Raw genomic sequence first — 18211 nt, 5'->3', positions numbered from 1 at the left:
GCCGACATTAAAATATGCGTCCCTGCATTGCAGAAACGCATAATTCTTTCCTTTTCCAGCCTGAATATTCCTAGTGATTAACTCTTGTTTTTTCTGTCTCCATCAAAATATTTTCATCAACCCTTCGATATATTTCTTCCAATTGATCTTTATCTTTTAGGATATTTTTCATGTTTTCTTCTACTAGTTTATGAAATGTTTTCTTTTTCATTAAGGCCATCCTTTCTAAGCTTGCCGCCATACTCAGCAGGTTTCCTTTAACATCAAAGCTTCAGAGACAAACTTTTTTATTTCCTCTTCGTCTTCCGGTTCCGGATTGAACTCTATCCTCAGGGGACTGCCGACAACTGTTCCCCCTTGTTCTTCTATAAGTTTTTGAAGGTGATCAAGGGCGCCGCAAAATTCAGGGTAGGAGGTATCTCCTGATCCAAAGATGGCAAAGGGATGATTTTCGAGATCCAGCTGTTCGATTTCTTCAATGACATCGAGACATTCATCAGGATAGTCCCCATCTCCCCATGTATACAATCCAATAAAAGTAAGATCATAGTTTAGTAGTTCAGCAGCACTTTGAACACTCATAAAATCTTCTAAATCCACATCATGATTTTGATCCTTCAGCTCCCCTGCGATTATGTCCGCAATGGCTTCTGTGTTCCCCGACATACTTGCATAAAATACGCCAATTTTCATTCCTCTTCACTCCTATCAATGAATTAATGCTGTTGGGTTATATCTGTGGGTGATCCATTTACTTTCTCTATGTGAACAGATAAAAAGCTGGTCTTTAAAGCCCGCACCCCTGAATCCATGTCCAGCTACGGTTTCAATGGGAATCAGGGACATGCTTTTCTTATGGACTTCGTAGATTCTTGAAAAACCGTCTTCATCCTGACTTGTCGTGGCATATACTTTTTCATTCGCCTCAAAAATATCCAGGAAAGCTCTTTCTGAGATAGGCTGCTGGCATACACTCCACCTATTTGTAAATGGATTCAGAATCTCAATCGTTCCCATACCGGACCGAGCGTTTCCCTTTGCAATGATGAGAAGGTCATTTTCATTTCTATAAATGGAGGAAATCATTGAATGCTTTTCTTTTTTTATGAGCTGTAATTCCCCGCTTCCAACATAATATCTCCATACCCCTCCATTCTGGGAGTTGATTTGTGTTCCAATATAAATGCTCCCCTGATGATATAGCAGAGATCGGATAAGGGGCTTTTGGGACATATTTTGAAATGGACTTAAGACAGACCAATCAGAACCAAAATTAGTTGATATGTATAAGCTGCTGCCGCCATGAGTTACGATATATCCCATCTGGTTTCCTGTAATATCCCACAGCCGCCGGGCGGTTGGGAATGAGGTCTGATTCCATTTTTTTCGCTGCAGATCGTATCGGATAATTGTGCCATTGTCACCGATTCCGAATATGAAATGACCTAATTGCACAAGTTTGTATATATTTTGTGTTAACCCATACTGAAGGAACCAGTCTCCATCCTCAAAGGAATAAATGCCCGCCTGCTTTACTGCTACTATGAAAGGAAGATTTGGGGTTGATAGCACTGCTGTGGAGCCCTTATCAAACATGTTCCATCTCCTCATTTTTCACTATCCATTCATAGGCAGATTCGGCAAATTGCTGACACTCAAGAATCTGCTCATCTGTTTCAGGGTTAAGTTCTATTTTTAACCCTTGCTGAAAAACATTGGCTCCTCTTTCACTCAATTTGTCAGCAAGCGTATCCACTGCTGCACAAAATTTTGGATAAGCATGATCACCAGAACCAAAGCATGCAGCATGTATTCCTGTTAAATCGTGATCATTCAATTCTTCAAAAAAATCCTCAGCTTCATAAGGAAGATCGCCATCCCCCCATGTATAAGCACCAATGAAAATACAGTCATAGGCAAGGATACTATGAATATCTGTCAAATCCAGGCTATCCATATACACTTCACATCCTTTAGATTCAAGAACTTTTTTCAGAATGGATGCCATATCTTCTGTATTTCCTGACATACTTAAATATCCAATGAAAGCCTTCATTTCACAGCCTCCTAATTGATAATGATTTTCAATTATTATTAAATTAATCATAAGTGATAATGATTATCAATGTCAATGAATATTTTAATTTTGTGACCTTTTTCCTGATTAATGTGATAAAAAAAGCAAAGGGAAAAAATATGTACTGCATAATGAGTTAACTTAGCAGTTGTAAATAAGCTTGATCTTCGAAGGAGCAGAAAAGCTGTATAAAAAATAGAATAGATGCACAACTTATGCCTGATTCATTAAAAAGACATGAGGTGTGCATGGATGGAGTGGTTTGGCAAAAGTCATAAGTATTACAATTTTGAAATGTTTTCAGCCAGTCATCTTGTTACATTGGCAATCTTTTTTTTGGTTTCATCCGCCATTTTTCTATACCGGAAAAAGCTGAATGGTGCTGGATGGAGAAGGTTTGAAGTTGGATCAGCCATTTCCTTAATAATGGTCGAGATATCGAATCACGTATGGATGTTAGAGAATGGAGTCTGGAAATTTGGACGATCCATGCCATTGGAATTGTGTAATATTGGACTTATTTTATGTATCCTTTTACTCATGACCAGGAAAAAGATTATTTTTGAACTATTATTTTTTATTGCGATATTGGGTGCTACTCAAGCTATACTTACTCCAGCTTTAACATACGACTTTCCTCACTTTCGCTTTTTTCACTTTTTCTATGCACACATGATGGTTGTATGGGCAGCCTTATATTTTTTGTGGGCTAGAAATTACTATCCATCATTTCAATCGGTCATAAAGCTAATTGTATTTATCAATTTGCTCTTGCCTGTGATCCTCCTGATTAACAACCAAACGAAAGGAAATTATTGGTTTTTGCGTCATAAACCTGAAACCCCAAGTTTCTTTGACGTATTGGGTCCCTATCCATGGTATATCTTCTCTTTGGAGAGCTTACTGCTAATTCTGAGCTTAATCGCATGGTTTATCTTACGAAAACGGGAAAATAGTCATAAAGGACGTTCTCATTTTTGATAAACTGGGCTGATTTTAGCCAAAAAGAAAAGCTGCCAGCAGATGGCAGCTTTTCTTTACAAAACCTCGTGCGGAATTATTCTTCTATTCCCTAATCATATCCTTACATCTAAAAGAAAAGGCAATTAACAAACGACCAGTTTTCGTGCGTGGAAATTTTCTATATGCATATTGGGATATAGAAACGGAATAAAGATAAATAAAGCTAACGCTCAGATACGTTAGCTTTATTCCTGTTTTACTCATTTTAGATGGCCTTGGCTATGTAATATTCCAATTCCTCTTTCAGGCTGCAGGTTTCGTTCAGCCTTCTGCTATTCTCCGCAAAAGAGTCCTTGTCCCCCGCTTCAAGATCCTGATCAATTTTATATTGCAGATAATTGATTTTCAGGTCTATATCTAACTGTGATGATATGCATTCACTCATGAAATATCTCTCAATATCCTCTATAGCCATATAAAATGCCTGCTGTCCATTAATCACCACAAGCGCATACCATCCCAGCATTGTATATTTACGCTCTGGAGTGACCTCCATTAAATCCCCCTTTTGAAAATGTAGTATATTCACATGATCAGCATCCGGACAAAAGCAATCGATTTGATGATCAAAATGATCTATTGCGATATAAAGCTCACTCATTTTTCAACCCTCCTACATGTCATATTCAGCTGCCTCGATAATATCCAAACCGCAGCAAGGGCATTGGGCTTCATTATTTTCATCAGATTCATTATCCGCAATAAAACCGCACCAGCCGCAAATGTGATGTTTAATCGACTTATATCCCTCCCTCAGAGTAGATTATTACTATGTAAACCAAATTAAGTGATAATGATTATCATTGATAAAATTTATTTTAAGTGAAAATGATTATCATTGTCAAGGAAATCGGAGAAGTTATGATGATTTAGTTTTATGGTTTTTTTGGCGACCGTTTTTACTTGTACCTCCGTATTTTCGTCGTCATAGACTTCTTATGACAACCGTTTTTATCTGCACCTCCGTATTTCGTCGTCAGGAACCTCTTATGGCGACCGTTTTCCCTGATGCCTCCGAATTTTGGTCGGCATAGACCTCTTATGGCGACCGTTTTTACTTGGACCTCCGAGGTTTCGTCGTCATGAACCTCTTATGGCGACTGTTTTTACTTGGACCTCCAATTTTTCGTCGTCATGAACCTCTTATGGCGACCGTTTTTACTTGGACCTCCGAGGTTTCGTAGACATGAATCTCAAATGACGTACATTTTTCTTTGAACCAACGAAGCTGCGTCGTCATAAATCTTATATGGCGACTTTGTTCTATGAAAATTTGTTCTTTCGCCTCCATGCTTTCCACATGCATTTCAAAAAAACACCCCCGTTCACGATTCCGTCACAATCCGTCAAAAAACCCCCTGTCCTTCCCCACCCCTTCATTTGTATTTAGAAGGTGAAAGGGTGGTGCATTTAAATGAATTTAAAATCAGGCAGAATTGAGCATTTTGAAGGATATTCCCAATTTAGAAATCTTAAGGAGTTTAATGCTCATGTGGAGATGTGGCTTTCGGTCCATAAGAAAAACTTTTCAAAGGGTGAGCTAGTTGGTTTAAAGAGGCTGGTTCGTTTTGCTGCGAAAATTCCTGGAGTCTCCAATGCTAAAATCGGGACCGTTTTAAAAGCCATTCACGACGAATATAACGGCAGTGGCATTTCCCGATCCACTTTTAAAAGGATGATTGCCAAAGCTTTAGAGTTAGGGATTATCACTGTCCTTGAAACTGAGAGAAAAAACGGGTCCCAGTCGAGTAATTTGTATGTTTTTAATCGTTTTCCCAAGAGTGAACCACCTAAAAAAGAAAAATTGAACCACCCTAATAAAACTATTAATCTTTCTAAAGCTAATAAAAATCAAAAGATAAATAAACGTAACGATACCGTCCTCGATCACACCTATACAAATGATCGTGTACCAGAATCATTCACCAGCACTGTAAAATACTTTTTTCCGGAAGCAAAGCAAATTGAGGAGTTTTGGAGAATGGCATCCACTGCAGCATATAAAAACAATTGTGACCAAAATTTGAACGCTGTTTTGGCTACAGCCATCCATTCGTTTAAGCAGCTGATCGGGAAGATGAAAACCCGCGCAATTACTAATCCTGTCGCTTATTTCTATGGAATCTTGACTAAGAAATTTGAAGAAATGTACTTTGAGGATTTGTTTAAAATGGGATTTTCAGCTGAAGAAAATGACTTCTTCATGAATTTTTTTTACAAATAATAAAAAAAACAGGCTAACTCCCGGTTTTTCGTGAGTTAGACCCCCTAACTCCGGACTTAGACCCCTTAACTCCAGAGTTACGGGGGTTAACTGACTGATCCAGCACTTTTTCTTGATTGGCCAAAATAATGTTTACACGCTATGTTTGAGCTACCCGGGAATACTTAGAGAGCGCGCTTTCCTTGAAGGGACCGTATTCATGGAGAGTTTTGAACAGTTAGCAGCCCAATATGAGACGATGATTCATAAAATTATGCATAGCCTGAACATCTATAAAAACAAAGAGGAATTCTACCAGCTGGGATTAATTACACTCTGGGAGGCGTGGAAAAATCATGACCCTGAAAAAGGGACCTTGCTTTCCTATGCTTACAGTATGATAAAAGGAAAAATCATGAACGAATTAACCAATCAAAATAAACAAAGCCAGCAATATTTCTATCCGAAAGATGAATTCTGGGAACTTATTGAAGACCCCTCCCCATTCCCCGCCATAGATCATACACACGAGATGCTTAAAAGATGCAGACTCCTATCTGCCAATCAACTGAAATGGCTGCAGTATACCTTATGTGATCAAATGTCTGTCAAGGAAATAGCTGAAAAAGAACAAGTCACCCCGTCAGCAGTCAAAAACTGGCGGCATGGTGCCCGTGAGAAGCTAAGAATTATAATGGAAAATAATCGCTTTTTTGAAGATTAATTTATTTTACCCTGTCCTTATCACCCCGCAATACGTATATAGAGGGTGAAAGGAGGTGAACAAAGATGGCACAAGCAATTATCACTGATTCTAAACTTCGTCTAGTGTTTGAAACAGGACTTAACGAGCAGGGCAAGCCAATTCACAAATCCAAAACCTACAGCAGCGTAAAACAATCGGCAACAGCAGACCAGCTTTTCTCAGTGGGACAAGCGATTTCTGGACTATGCAGCTATCCATTGGCTGAAATGAACAGAAATGACAGCTTCGAAATCCTGGGCTAATTCATTCTATTAAAATACAAAAAAATTAAAGGAGGGAATTATAATGGCTAAAACATTAGAAATGACCTTTTTGTCAGAACTGGGCAAGCCAACGAAATTATCCGTCGATAACCCCATCGAGCCGATTGATCCTGCAGCTGTGAAGGCAGCTATGGAACAAATCATTGCTGCCAACGCTTTTGACGGCAATGGCGGTGACTTGATTACAGATGATAGTGTCAGGCTGGTTGAGCGTAATGTAACTGATTATGAATTAATTTAAGGTGCAGTGGCCGGATTCTTTGGAACCCGGCCATTTTTAAAATGCTTATTGTAAATTCACAAGAAAGGAGCAGCTGCCATGGAACAGATGATTACATTGATCAGCGAACTCGGCTTCCCGATCGTTGTCACGTTTTTTTTGCTGAACCGGATCGAAGCGAAACTTGATGTTGTGGTTTCTTCCATTCAGGGATTGCCGGATCGATTGAAGGAATAGGAAAAAGAGATAAGCTGCCACAAAAACAGTATGGCAGCTTCTGCTTATTAATTTCACTTTACTCCTGCTTCCAAGCCTTTTCTTAATGGATCATAAGGTGATAGATCTATTTCCATCTCCCTTTTCAAAGCAAGATCTGCAGCCAAGGTGCCCACATAAGGTCCCATTGTAAGCCCTGATGCCCCTAATCCTGTTGCGATAACCAGCCCCTCTGCAGCTGGAACCGTACCCAGCAGCGGCAAAATATCAGGTCCAGCCGGACGGAAGCCAATTCTTACCTCTTTTAGTGTGCTTTCAGCTAATCCTGGTGCCACTGTTAATGCTTCATCCAGAACTTCTTTCACACCTGCCGCTGTAAGTCGATAGTCGAACCCGGATCCCGTTTCCCTGGTAGCTCCAACCACCACTTTGGAATGATCGAAAGCCACTAAGTAGTGTGAGCTTTGCGGAAGGACAACCGGCCAGCTGGAGGTGTCCATACTGCCTATTTCCAGATGGGCAATTTGCCCACGTTGAGGCTCGACTTTAAGATCAATGCCTAACGGATTAAGTAAGGCTTTAGCCCATGCACCGGCAGTAACGATAACTGCATCGGCAGCAATGACTTCCCCGTTCACTATTACTCCTGTAACCTTATTATTTTGAAATACAAGATCACCTTCACCTTCAATTATTGCTGCACCATGTTTTTTTGCACCATTTAGCATGGCGTCTCTTAACAGCCTCCCATCGAGCCTGGCTGCTCCTGTAACATGGATAGCCTGCAGATCCTCACGGAGCGGCGGATAAAGTTCCCGGGCTTCCTCTGCTGTTAATCTCGTAATCTCTCCAACCTCAGGGGTTTCAGCTTTTTTTTGCCGAACACTTTGCTCGATCGCATCCAGTTCATCAGAACTGCTGCTGACTGCCAGAGCTCCTACCATGCCATATCCAAAATCCTCTTCGCCATCTTGTTTAAGGTTCGCTATTAAAGATGGATAATAAAGAGCGCCTCGTTTTGCAATGGTGTACCAGTCTTTGTGATCTGCTCGGGAAATCCACGGGCAAATGATTCCTGCGCCTGCTGCAGTTGCCTGTCCCTGATGTGCCTTATCAATAATAACTACCTCTGCACCTTCCCTTGTGAGGTGATAGGCTGCACTTGCACCTGTAATTCCTGAGCCTATGACTGCTATTTTCATGGATTAAACATTCCTCTCTAATAAAATTTATTTACTGTAATGGAAAATGACAGGATACAAAATGATCATGTCTTACTTGTTTTAATTTTGGTCTTTCGACTTTACATACTTGCTGCCTGAATGGGCAACGCGAGTAAAATTTACATCCAGTTGCATCCTCCACCTGTTTTGGAAGATCGTCGCCGTGAATATATACTTTGTCCTTTCTGTCCCTTAAAGTTGGATCTGGTACCGGAACAGCAGAAATTAATCCTTTGGTATATGGATGCATGGTCTCATTAAATAAATCTTCTTTTAAAGCCAGTTCCACAACTTCCCCCATATACATGACCGCAATTCGGTCGCTAATATATTTAACAGCAGGAATTCCATGCGCAATAAATACATACGTTAGATTGAATTTCCTCTGTAAATCTATTAGCAAATTTAATATTTGCGCCTGAATTGAAACGTCAAGAGCAGAAACCGGCTCATCGCAAATAATTAATTTTGGTTTTAGAGCAAGTGCTCTAGCAATACCTATACGTTGCCGCTGTCCACCACTAAATTCATGTGGATACCTTTTGGAGAAGGAGCGATCTAGGCCAACAGTTTCCATAAGGTCAAATATTATGTTTTCAAGCTCTTTCCCTTTAGCAGTTTTATGGGTTCTCAGGGGCTCAGCGATAATATCAAAGACTCTCATTCTTGGATTTAATGATGAATATGGATCTTGAAAGACCATTTGTATGTCTTTTCTAATTTTTTGCATTTCATTGTGATTCAGCGATGTTAATTCTGTTCCTTCAAAATAAATTTTTCCTTCAGTGGGCTCCTGCATTCTTAAGATAGTAGTGCCAGTTGTAGATTTGCCGCAGCCTGATTCCCCTACTATGCCTAATGTCTCGCCCTTATTGACATATAGGCTAATATTATCAACAGCTTTTACGTAATTCTTTTTTCTGCCAAAAAAATCAGAAGAAGTTTCATAATACTTTTTCAGCCCTTCAATTTTTAATAAGCACTCCTGATTAACACTATTTTCTTCCAGTATGCTATTCATAGTCCTATCACCTCTTTATCTTCATGAATCCAGCATCTCACTGAAGATTCTGCATTCACTTGAAGTAAAGGTGGATCTTGCTGACTGCACTTTTCCATTGAAAACGGGCATCTTGGATGGAATTTGCAGCCTTTTGGCAAGTTGGATGGAGTGGGAACATTCCCTTCTATTGATTCTAATTGGTCCTTTAACTGATGAATTTTTGGGGTACTGTTCAAAAGACCCTGGGTATATGGGTGTTTTGGATTTTTGAAAAGTTCAAATACATTATTTTGTTCTACAATTTGTCCAGCGTACATAACAATCACACGATCTGCCATTTCTGCCACTACTCCTAAATCATGAGTGATCATTATTATAGAGGTATTATATTCTTCCCTTAAATTTTTCATGAGTTTAAGGATTTGTGCCTGAATCGTAACATCTAAAGCAGTAGTTGGTTCATCGGCAATCAATAATTGAGGTCTGCACGATAAAGCCATTGCAATCATTACCCTCTGTCTCATACCCCCACTCAATTGATGAGGAAAAGAGTTGTATAAATTATCTCCATTTGATATACCCACCTTTGAGAGCATATCAATTGCCAGTTCTTTCGCTTTTCTTCTATCAATCTTTTGATGAAGTCTAATTGATTCTGATATTTGCCTGCCAATCGAAAAGACAGGGTTTAGGGACGTCAGAGGTTCTTGAAAAATCATCGATATTTTATTTCCTCTGATTTTCCTCATCTGTTTATTTGAATTTTTCGTTAAGTCAGTTCCATTTAATAATATTTGTCCTCCTACAATTCTCCCTGGCTTACTTACCAATTGAAGAATTGACAGTGAAGTAACACTTTTTCCGCACCCAGATTCACCTACTATGCCAATTGTTTCCCCTTTCTTTACGGTAAAAGAAACTCCATTTACCGAGGGAATTACACTGTCCTCTGTAAAAAAGTGAGTTTTCAAATCCTTCACTTCTAATAACGTATCAGTTTCACCCAAGAGATCATCCCTCCTATTTTTTCACCTGTGTTCGTGGATCAAGTACATCTCGCAGCCAGTCCCCCAAAAAGATAATCCCAAGGACTGTGATTGTTATGGCAATGCCAGGAAAAGTAGCAAGCCACCAATTAGTTGCTAGATAGTTTCTTCCATCTGTTAACATTCCGCCCCAGGAAACATCTGGAGGCTGAATCCCCAATCCAAGAAAACTTAGCGATGCTTCTAAAACTATAGTCGTAGCAACGCTTAAAGTTGATATCACAATAAATGAAGAAAGGATGTTAGGAAGGATATGCTGCAGCATAATGGTTAAACTATTTGTACCTATTGATTTTGAAGCCTTTACAAACTCCCTTTCTTTAATACTTAAGACCTCTCCCCTGACAACTCTGGCATATGTAACCCAATTAGTTAACCCAATTACAATAATCAGAACCAAAATACTAGGATCAAAGACGGCAAGAACGACAAGGATGAAAAGAATGCTGGGAATCGCCAAGAATGAATCTACAATTCTCATTAATAAGTTATCTATAACTCCACCATAATATCCTGATATTAGTCCGATAATTATACCTATGAAGCCGGCTAAAATAACAGAAAAAACCCCAACAAGCAAGGAAACACGCGAGCCATAAATAATACGGCTCAATATATCTCTCCCTAAATTATCTGTTCCTAGAATATAATTTTGTGAACCGCCATCTAGCCACACAGGGGGCTTTAACATATCACCCAAATTATTCGATGCTGGATCATGCGGAGCCAAAACATCAGCGAATATAGCAACAAATATAACTAAAGAAACAATTAAGAACCCCACAGTTCCTGTTTTGCTTTGAAGCAGCAGCTTTATCCATCTTACCCATGGTTTTCTTCTCTGGGCGGTGCTTATGGTAGTTTCGGAACTCATTTTTACTTCTGCTTCCATGAGATACACCTCCTATGAATAATTAATTCTTGGGTCCAAAACACGATAAACGATATCAGTAAGCAGGTTGACAACAATAACCAATATGGCAATCACAAAAACGGCAGCTTGGACGACAGCCATATCTCTTCCATTAACTGCTTGAACCAAAAGCAGACCTAACCCTGGCCATGAAAAGACAGTTTCAGTTATTAGTGCTCCACTGACAAGATGTGACACTTGCAGCCCCATTATGGTTACTACGGGGATTAAGGAATTCCGGAAGGCATGCTTAAAGACTACGCTCATTTCACTTGCACCTTTACTTTTAGCTGTACGAATATAATCTTGATTTAAAATTTCTAACATACTTGATCTAATTAACCTTGTCATTTCTGCAGCGATGCCTGTTCCCAGGGTTATCGCAGGTAAAACCATATGCATAACAGATCCTCTGCCGGAAACGGGGAATAGCTGATAATTTACGGCCAATAATAATATCAGCATGATTCCAAGCCAGAAATTCGGCATGGCTTTTCCCAGCACAGATCCACCTGTAATAAACAAGTCAATGAAGCTATTTCTCTTTTTTGCTGAATATATTCCTAAGGGTATTGCGATAATAATAGCTACCAGCATCGAAGCTGCAGCTAATTCAAATGTTGCTGGAAGCCTCTCTAAAACCAGGGGCAATGCCTCCTGATTATATCTGAAAGATGTCCCAAAATTTCCTGTGATCAAATCTCCAATAAAATGGAAATACTGATATACAAAAGGCTCATTTAAACCTAAGGCTTCTCTCAAAGCCTCTCTATCTGCTTCAGACGCATCTTCAGGCAGCATTAAAGAGACTGGGTCACCTGCCAAATATACCAATACAAATACAACAAATGTGATTATAAATAGGACTGGTATAATTTGCAGAAATCTTCTTAAAAGATACTTTTTCAAGGCCAGACCTCCTATATTATGAAGCGGGACTGGACCTTTCAACTTTCCAGCCCCGCAAATAGTATTATTTTAAAGTGATATCTGAGAAGTTTATGACTTCATCCAACCTCGGTTCAAATTGTACATTATCACTAACCCCATAATTGGCTCCTTGCTGGAAAAGAAAAATGTGAGGTCTTTCTTCAGCTACAATCTCTTGTATTTTTTGATATTGTTTTACCCTCTCATCTTCATTAAGATTACGGCCTGCATCGTGGAAAAGCTTCTCAACTTCTTCGTTATAATAATCTGTTTGCCCGGCTGCACGTTCTTTTGTGTAATGAACTAATGAATAAGATGCATCGAGGAGACCATCCGCCAATCCTATCATGATTAATTCTTTATTAGATTTGGAGTTATATACATCCAGGAAGGCGCTAGACTCAAGCAGCTGTAAATTCACTTTAATCCCTGCTTCTCCAAGCATGCTCGCAACCAATTGTGCTACTTCACCATCCAGCGGATACCTGCCCTTAGGTGCTGTAAATGTTAGTTCCAGCCCATCTTTATATCCTGCTTCTGCTAACAGGTATTTCGCTTTTTCTAAATCATAAGCATATGAATCATATAAATCTGGATTTGATCCTAATACACCTTCTGGAACTCGGGATTGAACTGGTACAGCAGTTCCCTTTAAAACAGAATCAACAATAGCCTGCTCATTAATAGCAAGATCAATGGCTTCCCGAACTTTGGGGTCTGCGGTAACAGTACCCTCTGTATGGCGAAGCATTAAAAGCATGACACGTGTTGTATCCCCATTTATAAGTGATATCCCGCTCTCTCCATTCACCCGATCCCACTCATTAGGTGGAATGTCGGTTGCAATATCTATGCCTCCAGTCAGCAATTCTCCTACACGGGTAGAGCTCTCAGGTATGGCTCTGACTACAACTTCTTTCCATTTTGGTTTATCACCAAAATAATCATTATACGCTTCGAGGACGACTCTATCATCCCGTTTCCAATCCACATATTTGTATGGTCCTGAACCAATTGGATTCTTTTGAAATTCCTCAAGTCCCATCTCCTCGAAGTACTTTTTGGGAATTACATCCGCACCACTTTTTGCCAATAATCTTAATAACGTTGGCATAGGTCCATCTGTCACAATTTCAACAGTTAATTCGTCAATGGAATTTACTTCCTTAATTTGAGTGAAATAAGGATACTCCTTTAAAGATTCATCATTCATTACTCTTTCAAGGCTAAACTTAACATCTTCGGCTGTTAATGGGTCTCCATTATGGAAAGTAACACCTTCTTTTAATTTAAATTGCCAAGTAACATCATCGATATTTTCATATTTTTCAACAAGTTCCGGTTGAATCTCCATTTTACTATCACGACTAAACAATCTGCTGAACATATTTCTGAAAACACGATCTCCATTGGTACTTAATGAATTCTGGGGATCTAGAGTAGTAATATCAGCACTTTGCGCAATTACCAGGCTTGTTTTCTCACTGCCTTCTTTTCCATTATCATTACCGCCAGTGGATTCAGTGTTACTGCTGCAGCCAGAAACAACTATTACTGAAATAAGCAAAAAAACAATTAGATAATTTAATGTTTTTTTCATTTACATCTTCCCCCTGTTACTATTTTTATATATTTCAGATAATTGACTATTGACTGAAATTCTTCATCACTGCTGCAGTCACTTTAATGCCTTGAATATAGTCATCGATAAAAATATTTTCATTTGGAGCGTGGTAGTTTGACTGCAAATTGGCTACACCAATTTGCACCGCAGGAATGCCGGTAGTTTTCAGCATTTTATACATAGGGCTTGAACCTGCTAAGTTTCGGAGAATAACTGGCGGTTCAACATAAACTTGATCTACACTTTCAAGCACAACTTCAACGAAACGGTTAGATGGATCAGTGTTAAACGGATGAATCCCATGAGATTGCCTTATCTCTATATCATGAAACCCGCTCTTATCTAAATGCTTCCTTAGTAGATCTGCTATTTTTTCAGGTGTCTGGTTTGGTACTAGGCGAAAATCAAGTTTGACCATTGCAGTCGATGGCAGGACTGTTTTGGTGCCTTCACCTGTATATCCCGAATTTATACCGCAAATAGTACAGGTTGGTTCAGCGGTTAGAGTTTCTTTTAATTCATTTCCAGTAACATTTTTTAGAAAGCTTTTTATGCCATATAGTTTTTTTATTTCTTCCTCATTAAAATCCATCGATTGAATAAAGATTCTATCTTTTTCACTAAGTGAAATCACATCGTCATAAAAGCCCTCAATTAAAATGTTTTCCTGTTCATCTTTTAGTGAGTTTAGCGCCCATATTAATCTCCATGCAGGGTTCTCTATTATTGCAGCCTCAGAGGAATGAAGATCAAGTTTGGCTCCTTTGCATATTAGCTCAACATAGCAAATTCCCTTAACCCCTAAACCGACGTGTGGTCTCCGATCCTTTACCCCTCGAGTCCCCCCTTCCCAGATAATGCCATCAGTTTCCAACTTATCAGGGAATTGGTTTGCAAAGTATTCCAAATGAGGGCTTCCTACTTCTTCCTCTCCCTCAAATATAAACTTGATATTTATCGGCAGTTTGCCATACACCTGCTGGTATGCATGTACTGCGCAAATTCTAGCTATAAGATTACCCTTGTTATCCGCAACACCACGTGCAAAAATTTGGCCATTTCTTATATCTGCCTTGAAGGGATCACTGAGCCACTGTTCAACAGGGACCTCAGGCTGCACATCATAGTGATTGTAGAAAGTTAATGTCTTTTCCTTTTCACTATCAAGATGTGCATAAATAATAGGAAAACCATCAGTTTCAATTTCTTCTACACTTGCATCCACTCTTTGCAAAAAAGTTTTTACAAGTTCTTTCATCTTGAGCATCCCTCTATTTTGAGCCGAAACACTAGGCTGATTGCATGCTTCAATCAGCCATTCGATATACATATCTGAGTTTTCCTCAATAAATTGGTAGACTTTATTCATGAACAAGTTTCCCCTTCCGGTAACACTTCAGGAATCAAAGTTATAAAAATATAACATTATAATTTTTGCTTCATTGCTTACTCTTCCGCAAAACTCTTCCCATTCAAATAATAATCCGCCTCTAAAAAGGCTGAAAATGCAACTTCTACCTCCGGCACTTCAAGCGACCGAACGTGTTTCGAAATAATCCCGGCAAATTGGTTTTGAATTGCTTTGCCCCTGTCAAACCACTTAACTTCTATAAATGGATATGCTGGAACTTCATTATTATCAAACACAAAAGTTGAATTCAAAACTTCCAATGTAAAGTTATCTTCTCCACACTCACAAAGCCGAGCCAGGTCTTTCACCAGCTGGGTACTGATTTCCTTCGTCTGATCCACTGAAATTCCTCTTATATACAAATGCGGCATCCTATTTCCTCCAATTTTGTTTACATAATGTTTTTCCTGACAACCTTATTAAAAAAGTTATAATATTATAACTTAATACTATTTTCTTTAACCAAATCTGCTTAAAGAATACCTTTCGATCGGAATTGAAGTTTCCCCTTCTGTGATTAACTCTGTTATAAGAGTACCAATTAAAGGAGATAGTGTTACTCCGCTATGGGTGGCGGCTACATAAAGGTTTTCATGGCCTGGTACTTTACCAAGAATCGGAAAGCCGTCCTCAGGCATTGCCCGAATTCCGGAAAAAGCGCGGACAATTTTAGCTTTTCTTAATCCGGGTACATATCGGACTGCCATATTGGCTGTTTCCTGAATCACATCAAGCGTTGTTGCCCGATTAAAGCCTGCTTCTTCCATTGAATAGCCCATCAGAACTTCCCCATTGTTTGCCTGCCTTAATCCGCTGATTGTAAAATTTAAGAAAGGCTTCAATGGTTCAGACACCAGGATCTGCCCCCTTAATTGATTAACAGGAATCTTAACTCCAATCATGTCACCGATTTCTCTCGACCAGGTTCCGCCAGCCAGAATAAGGTTTTTACATTTAAACGCACCCTTATCTGATACTACTAAATATGTTCCATCCTGCTTTTTAATCTCAGTTACCTTATTATAAGCAGAATAGCGGACGCCATTTCTTTTAGCTGCTCTCATATACATATCAATAAGGCGGAATGGATTGACATTGCCATCAATAGAGCTGTAGGTAGCCCCGGCTACTTCCGGATTCATATAGGGTTCTTTTTCGAGAACTTCTTCCCTGGATAAGACTTTGATTTTGATGCCGATTTTTCGATAAGATTCCGCGAGCTTCTGTGCTTTTTCACGATCACTTTCATTGAAAAAAGGTGAAAGTCCGCCTGTCCGCTTGTATTCTACGTCTCCAATCTTTTTAGACAGATAAGGATAGAGTTCGGCACTGTACATACTAAATTCCGCATACCAGGAAGGAGTTTTATTATGTACCCATACCCAGGCCTGGGTGGATCCGGAGGTGCCTGACATGGGGTATTTTTTATCAAGCACAAGCACGCCTTCTTTGTATCGCTCAGAAAGGTGGTAAGCAATTCCGCTGCCCACTACACCCCCTCCAATAACAATGGTTTCATAATTTGTTTCCAATTACCTCACCTTCCCTTCTTCAATTTCCACCTCATCCAGAACAGACTTGACGGCACTAAAGGATGTACTGTTCGTTCCCAGTGTTTCAAGCTTAATAGGGGAAAGCGGCATTCTCATCCTCGGCAGGGGAATCTCTGAAGGTGGCAGCCCAGTCTGCTGGTGAATAATTTCTGCCACCATGCTGGTGCAGATTTTAGCCTGGCAAGGACCCATTCCGCAGCGGGTAATCCTCTTAACATCATCAAAGGTCCTTCCTCCATTGCTGATAACCTCTTCCACTTCCTCACAGCTGATTTCTTCACATCTGCAGATGATCGTCGTTTTATCCAACTAATTCACCTTCTTCTCTCTTTTCCTATCTAGGAGATAAATTGATCTTTCAGTACCGGGCTTGTAAAGTTCTCGAGATGTTTAACTCTTCCGCTGTACACTTCTTTGTACTCCAATAATCCGAGTTCTTTCCAAAGTGCCTCTCTCATCTCATTTGCCTCTGCCGGGCTGATTGTTTGCAGTTCTTCACTTACACTGATGCCGGCAATCATTCCTGTTAAAAGCAACGCACCCTGAGTGCTAATGCCAGCCGCATTCCCAGCTATGAATACATCCTCCCTGTCGGTTTGGAATGTATTACTATATTGCGGGACCCAGCCGCCCAGCTCCTCTTGAAAGCCAAAGGAACATCCCAGCTGGTAAAAAACATCCAGTATGGGCATCCTGCCTCCATCCATGCAAATGAGGTCCACATTCAGGGTAATGACTTCGTCTGGCATCTCAATATCAATCTGTTCCACCTGCCCATTTCCTCTTGCTTCTTTTATAAAACTATTAAAATAAAAAGGAATTCCATTCCGTGATAATTCACTTACTTTTTCCTGCTCTTTTGCTGAAGCTTCACTTTGTTTTTCTATGATCGCTTTCACCCGAGTGCCCACAGCCATTAGCTGCATTGCCGTTTCCATGGCAAAATCACTAGAGCCCATAATAACAGCTTCTCTCCCAGGCAACACAAAATCACGATTGATCAATGTCTGTGCAGCACCGATTGTCATAATCCCCGGCAATGTCCATTTTGAAAATGCCACAGCCTTTTCAGCCGCTCCGGAAGCCACAATAATCTTTTTTGCTTTTACAGGGAATACATTTTCTTCATCGGTAATTCCGGCACTTCCATCTGCGTAAAATCCAACCACACGGTGTTTCAGGAGCGGCCTCACATTAAAATCCTTAATCTGCTGGATTAGTTTATTTGCCAATTCAAAGCCACGCATGGGTTCATATACAGAAGGAAGCGGACGCATCTCTTGAGTCTGCTGGTTAAGCTGCCCGCCGAGTTTGGAAGCTTCGTCAACTATTGTTACATCCAGTCCCCTTGATGCCGTCTCAATTGCTGCTGATAGACCTGCAGGACCGCCTCCAATGATCAGTACATCAGTCTTCATCAAACTCCCTCCTTACCTCGGGGTCATCCATATTCGGGTATATTCGCATGCCTTCTTCAACTTCTGTCATGCAGCTCCGTACATGATCCTCACCGTCAATCGTCATATAGCAGCTGCAGCATCTCCCGCGCGAGCAGAATAATCCTCTTGATTGGACCAGCTTTCTGCTGACACCCAATTTTTTAATTCCATTTGCCATTAAGGCGGCAGCGACCGATTGCTGCGTATAGGCCTGATATGGCTGATCATTGAAATAAATGGTTACAGGCTTGAGAAGCTGCCTGCTTAGAACGGGATGTTTCTCAATGTGCATAAAGACCTC

The 18211-nt window shown here is 40.0% G+C and carries 23 protein-coding genes; 6 read left to right on the top strand and 17 right to left on the bottom strand.

Going from position 1 to position 18211, the window contains the following annotated elements; genetic code table 11:
• Positions 1 to 70 precede the first annotated feature (70 nt).
• The 4 genes from NR125_RS13735 to NR125_RS13720 are packed head-to-tail and all read right to left on the bottom strand — an operon-like array spanning position 71 to position 2056.
• On the bottom strand, positions 71 to 211 hold the full coding sequence (locus tag NR125_RS13735) for an FbpB family small basic protein (protein WP_157380234.1): 141 nt from the start codon (positions 209 to 211) through the stop codon (positions 71 to 73).
• Between the two features lie 32 nt (positions 212 to 243).
• Complete coding sequence (locus NR125_RS13730) at positions 244 to 693, bottom strand: flavodoxin (RefSeq protein WP_019381255.1); 450 nt, start codon at positions 691 to 693, stop codon at positions 244 to 246.
• Between the two features lie 15 nt (positions 694 to 708).
• A complete protein-coding gene (locus tag NR125_RS13725; RefSeq protein WP_071157675.1) occupies positions 709 to 1596 on the bottom strand; it encodes a hypothetical protein in 888 nt (295 codons plus the stop codon).
• Positions 1589 to 2056: a flavodoxin gene (locus tag NR125_RS13720; RefSeq protein ID WP_009334233.1), complete on the bottom strand. Its 468-nt coding sequence runs from the start codon at positions 2054 to 2056 to the stop codon at positions 1589 to 1591. The genes NR125_RS13725 and NR125_RS13720 overlap by 8 nt, the downstream gene beginning before the upstream one ends.
• A gap of 273 nt (positions 2057 to 2329) precedes the next feature.
• On the opposite strand from NR125_RS13720, the gene NR125_RS13715 reads away from it, so the two are divergent.
• On the top strand, positions 2330 to 3058 hold the full coding sequence (locus NR125_RS13715) for a YwaF family protein (protein ID WP_251174460.1): 729 nt from the start codon (positions 2330 to 2332) through the stop codon (positions 3056 to 3058).
• 247 nt (positions 3059 to 3305) lie between these two features.
• Here the strand turns inward: NR125_RS13715 and NR125_RS13710 are convergent, their stop codons facing one another.
• On the bottom strand, positions 3306 to 3701 hold the full coding sequence (locus NR125_RS13710; RefSeq protein WP_009334231.1) for a hypothetical protein: 396 nt from the start codon (positions 3699 to 3701) through the stop codon (positions 3306 to 3308).
• Positions 3702 to 4514: 813 nt separating this feature from the next.
• On the opposite strand from NR125_RS13710, the gene NR125_RS13705 reads away from it, so the two are divergent.
• From NR125_RS13705 to NR125_RS13685, 5 genes are all read left to right on the top strand, one after another.
• Positions 4515 to 5324 (top strand): hypothetical protein, encoded by an 810-nt coding sequence (locus NR125_RS13705; RefSeq protein WP_256815500.1) that lies wholly within the window; start codon positions 4515 to 4517, stop codon positions 5322 to 5324.
• Between the two features lie 199 nt (positions 5325 to 5523).
• Positions 5524 to 6027 carry a sigma-70 family RNA polymerase sigma factor gene (locus tag NR125_RS13700; protein WP_019383448.1) on the top strand — a complete coding sequence of 168 codons (504 nt, stop codon included), beginning with the start codon at positions 5524 to 5526 and terminating at the stop codon, positions 6025 to 6027.
• Positions 6028 to 6092: 65 nt separating this feature from the next.
• Positions 6093 to 6311 (top strand): DUF1659 domain-containing protein, encoded by a 219-nt coding sequence (locus NR125_RS13695; protein WP_009334228.1) that lies wholly within the window; start codon positions 6093 to 6095, stop codon positions 6309 to 6311.
• 43 nt (positions 6312 to 6354) lie between these two features.
• Positions 6355 to 6573, top strand: coding sequence for a DUF2922 domain-containing protein (locus NR125_RS13690; RefSeq protein WP_256815499.1), 219 nt, complete (start codon positions 6355 to 6357; stop codon positions 6571 to 6573).
• 78 nt (positions 6574 to 6651) lie between these two features.
• Complete coding sequence (locus tag NR125_RS13685; RefSeq protein ID WP_019383447.1) at positions 6652 to 6789, top strand: YvrJ family protein; 138 nt, start codon at positions 6652 to 6654, stop codon at positions 6787 to 6789.
• Between the two features lie 53 nt (positions 6790 to 6842).
• Here NR125_RS13685 and NR125_RS13680 read toward each other — a convergent pair whose 3' ends face one another.
• From NR125_RS13680 to NR125_RS13625, 12 genes are all read right to left on the bottom strand, one after another.
• Complete coding sequence (locus NR125_RS13680) at positions 6843 to 7970, bottom strand: NAD(P)/FAD-dependent oxidoreductase (RefSeq protein WP_256815498.1); 1128 nt, start codon at positions 7968 to 7970, stop codon at positions 6843 to 6845.
• A 31-nt stretch (positions 7971 to 8001) separates the two neighbouring features.
• Entirely contained in the window at positions 8002 to 9012 is a 1011-nt protein-coding gene (locus tag NR125_RS13675) for an ABC transporter ATP-binding protein (protein WP_009334225.1), read from the bottom strand.
• Positions 9009 to 10001 (bottom strand): ABC transporter ATP-binding protein, encoded by a 993-nt coding sequence (locus NR125_RS13670; RefSeq protein ID WP_009334224.1) that lies wholly within the window; start codon positions 9999 to 10001, stop codon positions 9009 to 9011. The genes NR125_RS13675 and NR125_RS13670 overlap by 4 nt, the downstream gene beginning before the upstream one ends.
• A gap of 13 nt (positions 10002 to 10014) precedes the next feature.
• Positions 10015 to 10932: an ABC transporter permease gene (locus NR125_RS13665; RefSeq protein WP_372675460.1), complete on the bottom strand. Its 918-nt coding sequence runs from the start codon at positions 10930 to 10932 to the stop codon at positions 10015 to 10017.
• A 12-nt stretch (positions 10933 to 10944) separates the two neighbouring features.
• Positions 10945 to 11862 (bottom strand): ABC transporter permease, encoded by a 918-nt coding sequence (locus tag NR125_RS13660; protein ID WP_009334222.1) that lies wholly within the window; start codon positions 11860 to 11862, stop codon positions 10945 to 10947.
• 64 nt (positions 11863 to 11926) lie between these two features.
• Positions 11927 to 13483, bottom strand: a complete 1557-nt coding sequence (locus NR125_RS13655) for an ABC transporter substrate-binding protein (protein WP_256815497.1) — start codon at positions 13481 to 13483, stop codon at positions 11927 to 11929.
• A gap of 46 nt (positions 13484 to 13529) precedes the next feature.
• Positions 13530 to 14876 (bottom strand): M20 family metallopeptidase, encoded by a 1347-nt coding sequence (locus tag NR125_RS13650; RefSeq protein ID WP_256815496.1) that lies wholly within the window; start codon positions 14874 to 14876, stop codon positions 13530 to 13532.
• A gap of 77 nt (positions 14877 to 14953) precedes the next feature.
• On the bottom strand, positions 14954 to 15289 hold the full coding sequence (locus tag NR125_RS13645; RefSeq protein WP_256815495.1) for a DUF1904 family protein: 336 nt from the start codon (positions 15287 to 15289) through the stop codon (positions 14954 to 14956).
• Between the two features lie 87 nt (positions 15290 to 15376).
• Positions 15377 to 16450 carry an NAD(P)/FAD-dependent oxidoreductase gene (locus tag NR125_RS13640; RefSeq protein WP_256815494.1) on the bottom strand — a complete coding sequence of 358 codons (1074 nt, stop codon included), beginning with the start codon at positions 16448 to 16450 and terminating at the stop codon, positions 15377 to 15379.
• Positions 16451 to 16780 carry a (2Fe-2S)-binding protein gene (locus NR125_RS13635; RefSeq protein ID WP_256815493.1) on the bottom strand — a complete coding sequence of 110 codons (330 nt, stop codon included), beginning with the start codon at positions 16778 to 16780 and terminating at the stop codon, positions 16451 to 16453.
• 29 nt (positions 16781 to 16809) lie between these two features.
• Positions 16810 to 17889 (bottom strand): NAD(P)/FAD-dependent oxidoreductase, encoded by a 1080-nt coding sequence (locus tag NR125_RS13630; protein ID WP_256815492.1) that lies wholly within the window; start codon positions 17887 to 17889, stop codon positions 16810 to 16812.
• Positions 17879 to 18202, bottom strand: a complete 324-nt coding sequence (locus NR125_RS13625) for a (2Fe-2S)-binding protein (protein WP_019383441.1) — start codon at positions 18200 to 18202, stop codon at positions 17879 to 17881. The genes NR125_RS13630 and NR125_RS13625 overlap by 11 nt, the downstream gene beginning before the upstream one ends.
• Between the last annotated feature and the right edge of the window lie 9 nt (positions 18203 to 18211).

The sequence above is a fragment of the Cytobacillus sp. Bac17 genome, from assembly GCF_024519925.1.
In the GTDB taxonomy this organism is placed as follows: domain Bacteria; phylum Bacillota; class Bacilli; order Bacillales; family Cytobacillaceae; genus Cytobacillus; species Cytobacillus pseudoceanisediminis.
The sequence above is the reverse complement of the archived record's forward strand: the minus strand, read 5'-3'. Positions and strand labels throughout refer to the sequence as shown.

Coding starts and splice junctions, on each gene's coding strand:
- NR125_RS13705 (WP_256815500.1), top strand. CDS start 4,515: ATGAATTTAAAATCAGGCAGAATTGAGCATTTTGAAGGATATTCCCAA.
- NR125_RS13715 (WP_251174460.1), top strand. CDS start 2,330: ATGGAGTGGTTTGGCAAAAGTCATAAGTATTACAATTTTGAAATGTTT.
- NR125_RS13685 (WP_019383447.1), top strand. CDS start 6,652: ATGGAACAGATGATTACATTGATCAGCGAACTCGGCTTCCCGATCGTT.
- NR125_RS13625 (WP_019383441.1), bottom strand. CDS start 18,202: ATGCACATTGAGAAACATCCCGTTCTAAGCAGGCAGCTTCTCAAGCCT.
- NR125_RS13630 (WP_256815492.1), bottom strand. CDS start 17,889: ATGAAGACTGATGTACTGATCATTGGAGGCGGTCCTGCAGGTCTATCA.
- NR125_RS13695 (WP_009334228.1), top strand. CDS start 6,093: ATGGCACAAGCAATTATCACTGATTCTAAACTTCGTCTAGTGTTTGAA.
- NR125_RS13710 (WP_009334231.1), bottom strand. CDS start 3,701: ATGAGTGAGCTTTATATCGCAATAGATCATTTTGATCATCAAATCGAT.
- NR125_RS13700 (WP_019383448.1), top strand. CDS start 5,524: ATGGAGAGTTTTGAACAGTTAGCAGCCCAATATGAGACGATGATTCAT.
- NR125_RS13730 (WP_019381255.1), bottom strand. CDS start 693: ATGAAAATTGGCGTATTTTATGCAAGTATGTCGGGGAACACAGAAGCC.
- NR125_RS13725 (WP_071157675.1), bottom strand. CDS start 1,596: ATGTTTGATAAGGGCTCCACAGCAGTGCTATCAACCCCAAATCTTCCT.
- NR125_RS13665 (WP_372675460.1), bottom strand. CDS start 10,932: ATGGAAGCAGAAGTAAAAATGAGTTCCGAAACTACCATAAGCACCGCC.
- NR125_RS13680 (WP_256815498.1), bottom strand. CDS start 7,970: ATGAAAATAGCAGTCATAGGCTCAGGAATTACAGGTGCAAGTGCAGCC.
- NR125_RS13650 (WP_256815496.1), bottom strand. CDS start 14,876: ATGAATAAAGTCTACCAATTTATTGAGGAAAACTCAGATATGTATATC.
- NR125_RS13690 (WP_256815499.1), top strand. CDS start 6,355: ATGGCTAAAACATTAGAAATGACCTTTTTGTCAGAACTGGGCAAGCCA.
- NR125_RS13645 (WP_256815495.1), bottom strand. CDS start 15,289: ATGCCGCATTTGTATATAAGAGGAATTTCAGTGGATCAGACGAAGGAA.
- NR125_RS13720 (WP_009334233.1), bottom strand. CDS start 2,056: ATGAAGGCTTTCATTGGATATTTAAGTATGTCAGGAAATACAGAAGAT.
- NR125_RS13675 (WP_009334225.1), bottom strand. CDS start 9,012: ATGAATAGCATACTGGAAGAAAATAGTGTTAATCAGGAGTGCTTATTA.
- NR125_RS13735 (WP_157380234.1), bottom strand. CDS start 211: ATGAAAAAGAAAACATTTCATAAACTAGTAGAAGAAAACATGAAAAAT.
- NR125_RS13655 (WP_256815497.1), bottom strand. CDS start 13,483: ATGAAAAAAACATTAAATTATCTAATTGTTTTTTTGCTTATTTCAGTA.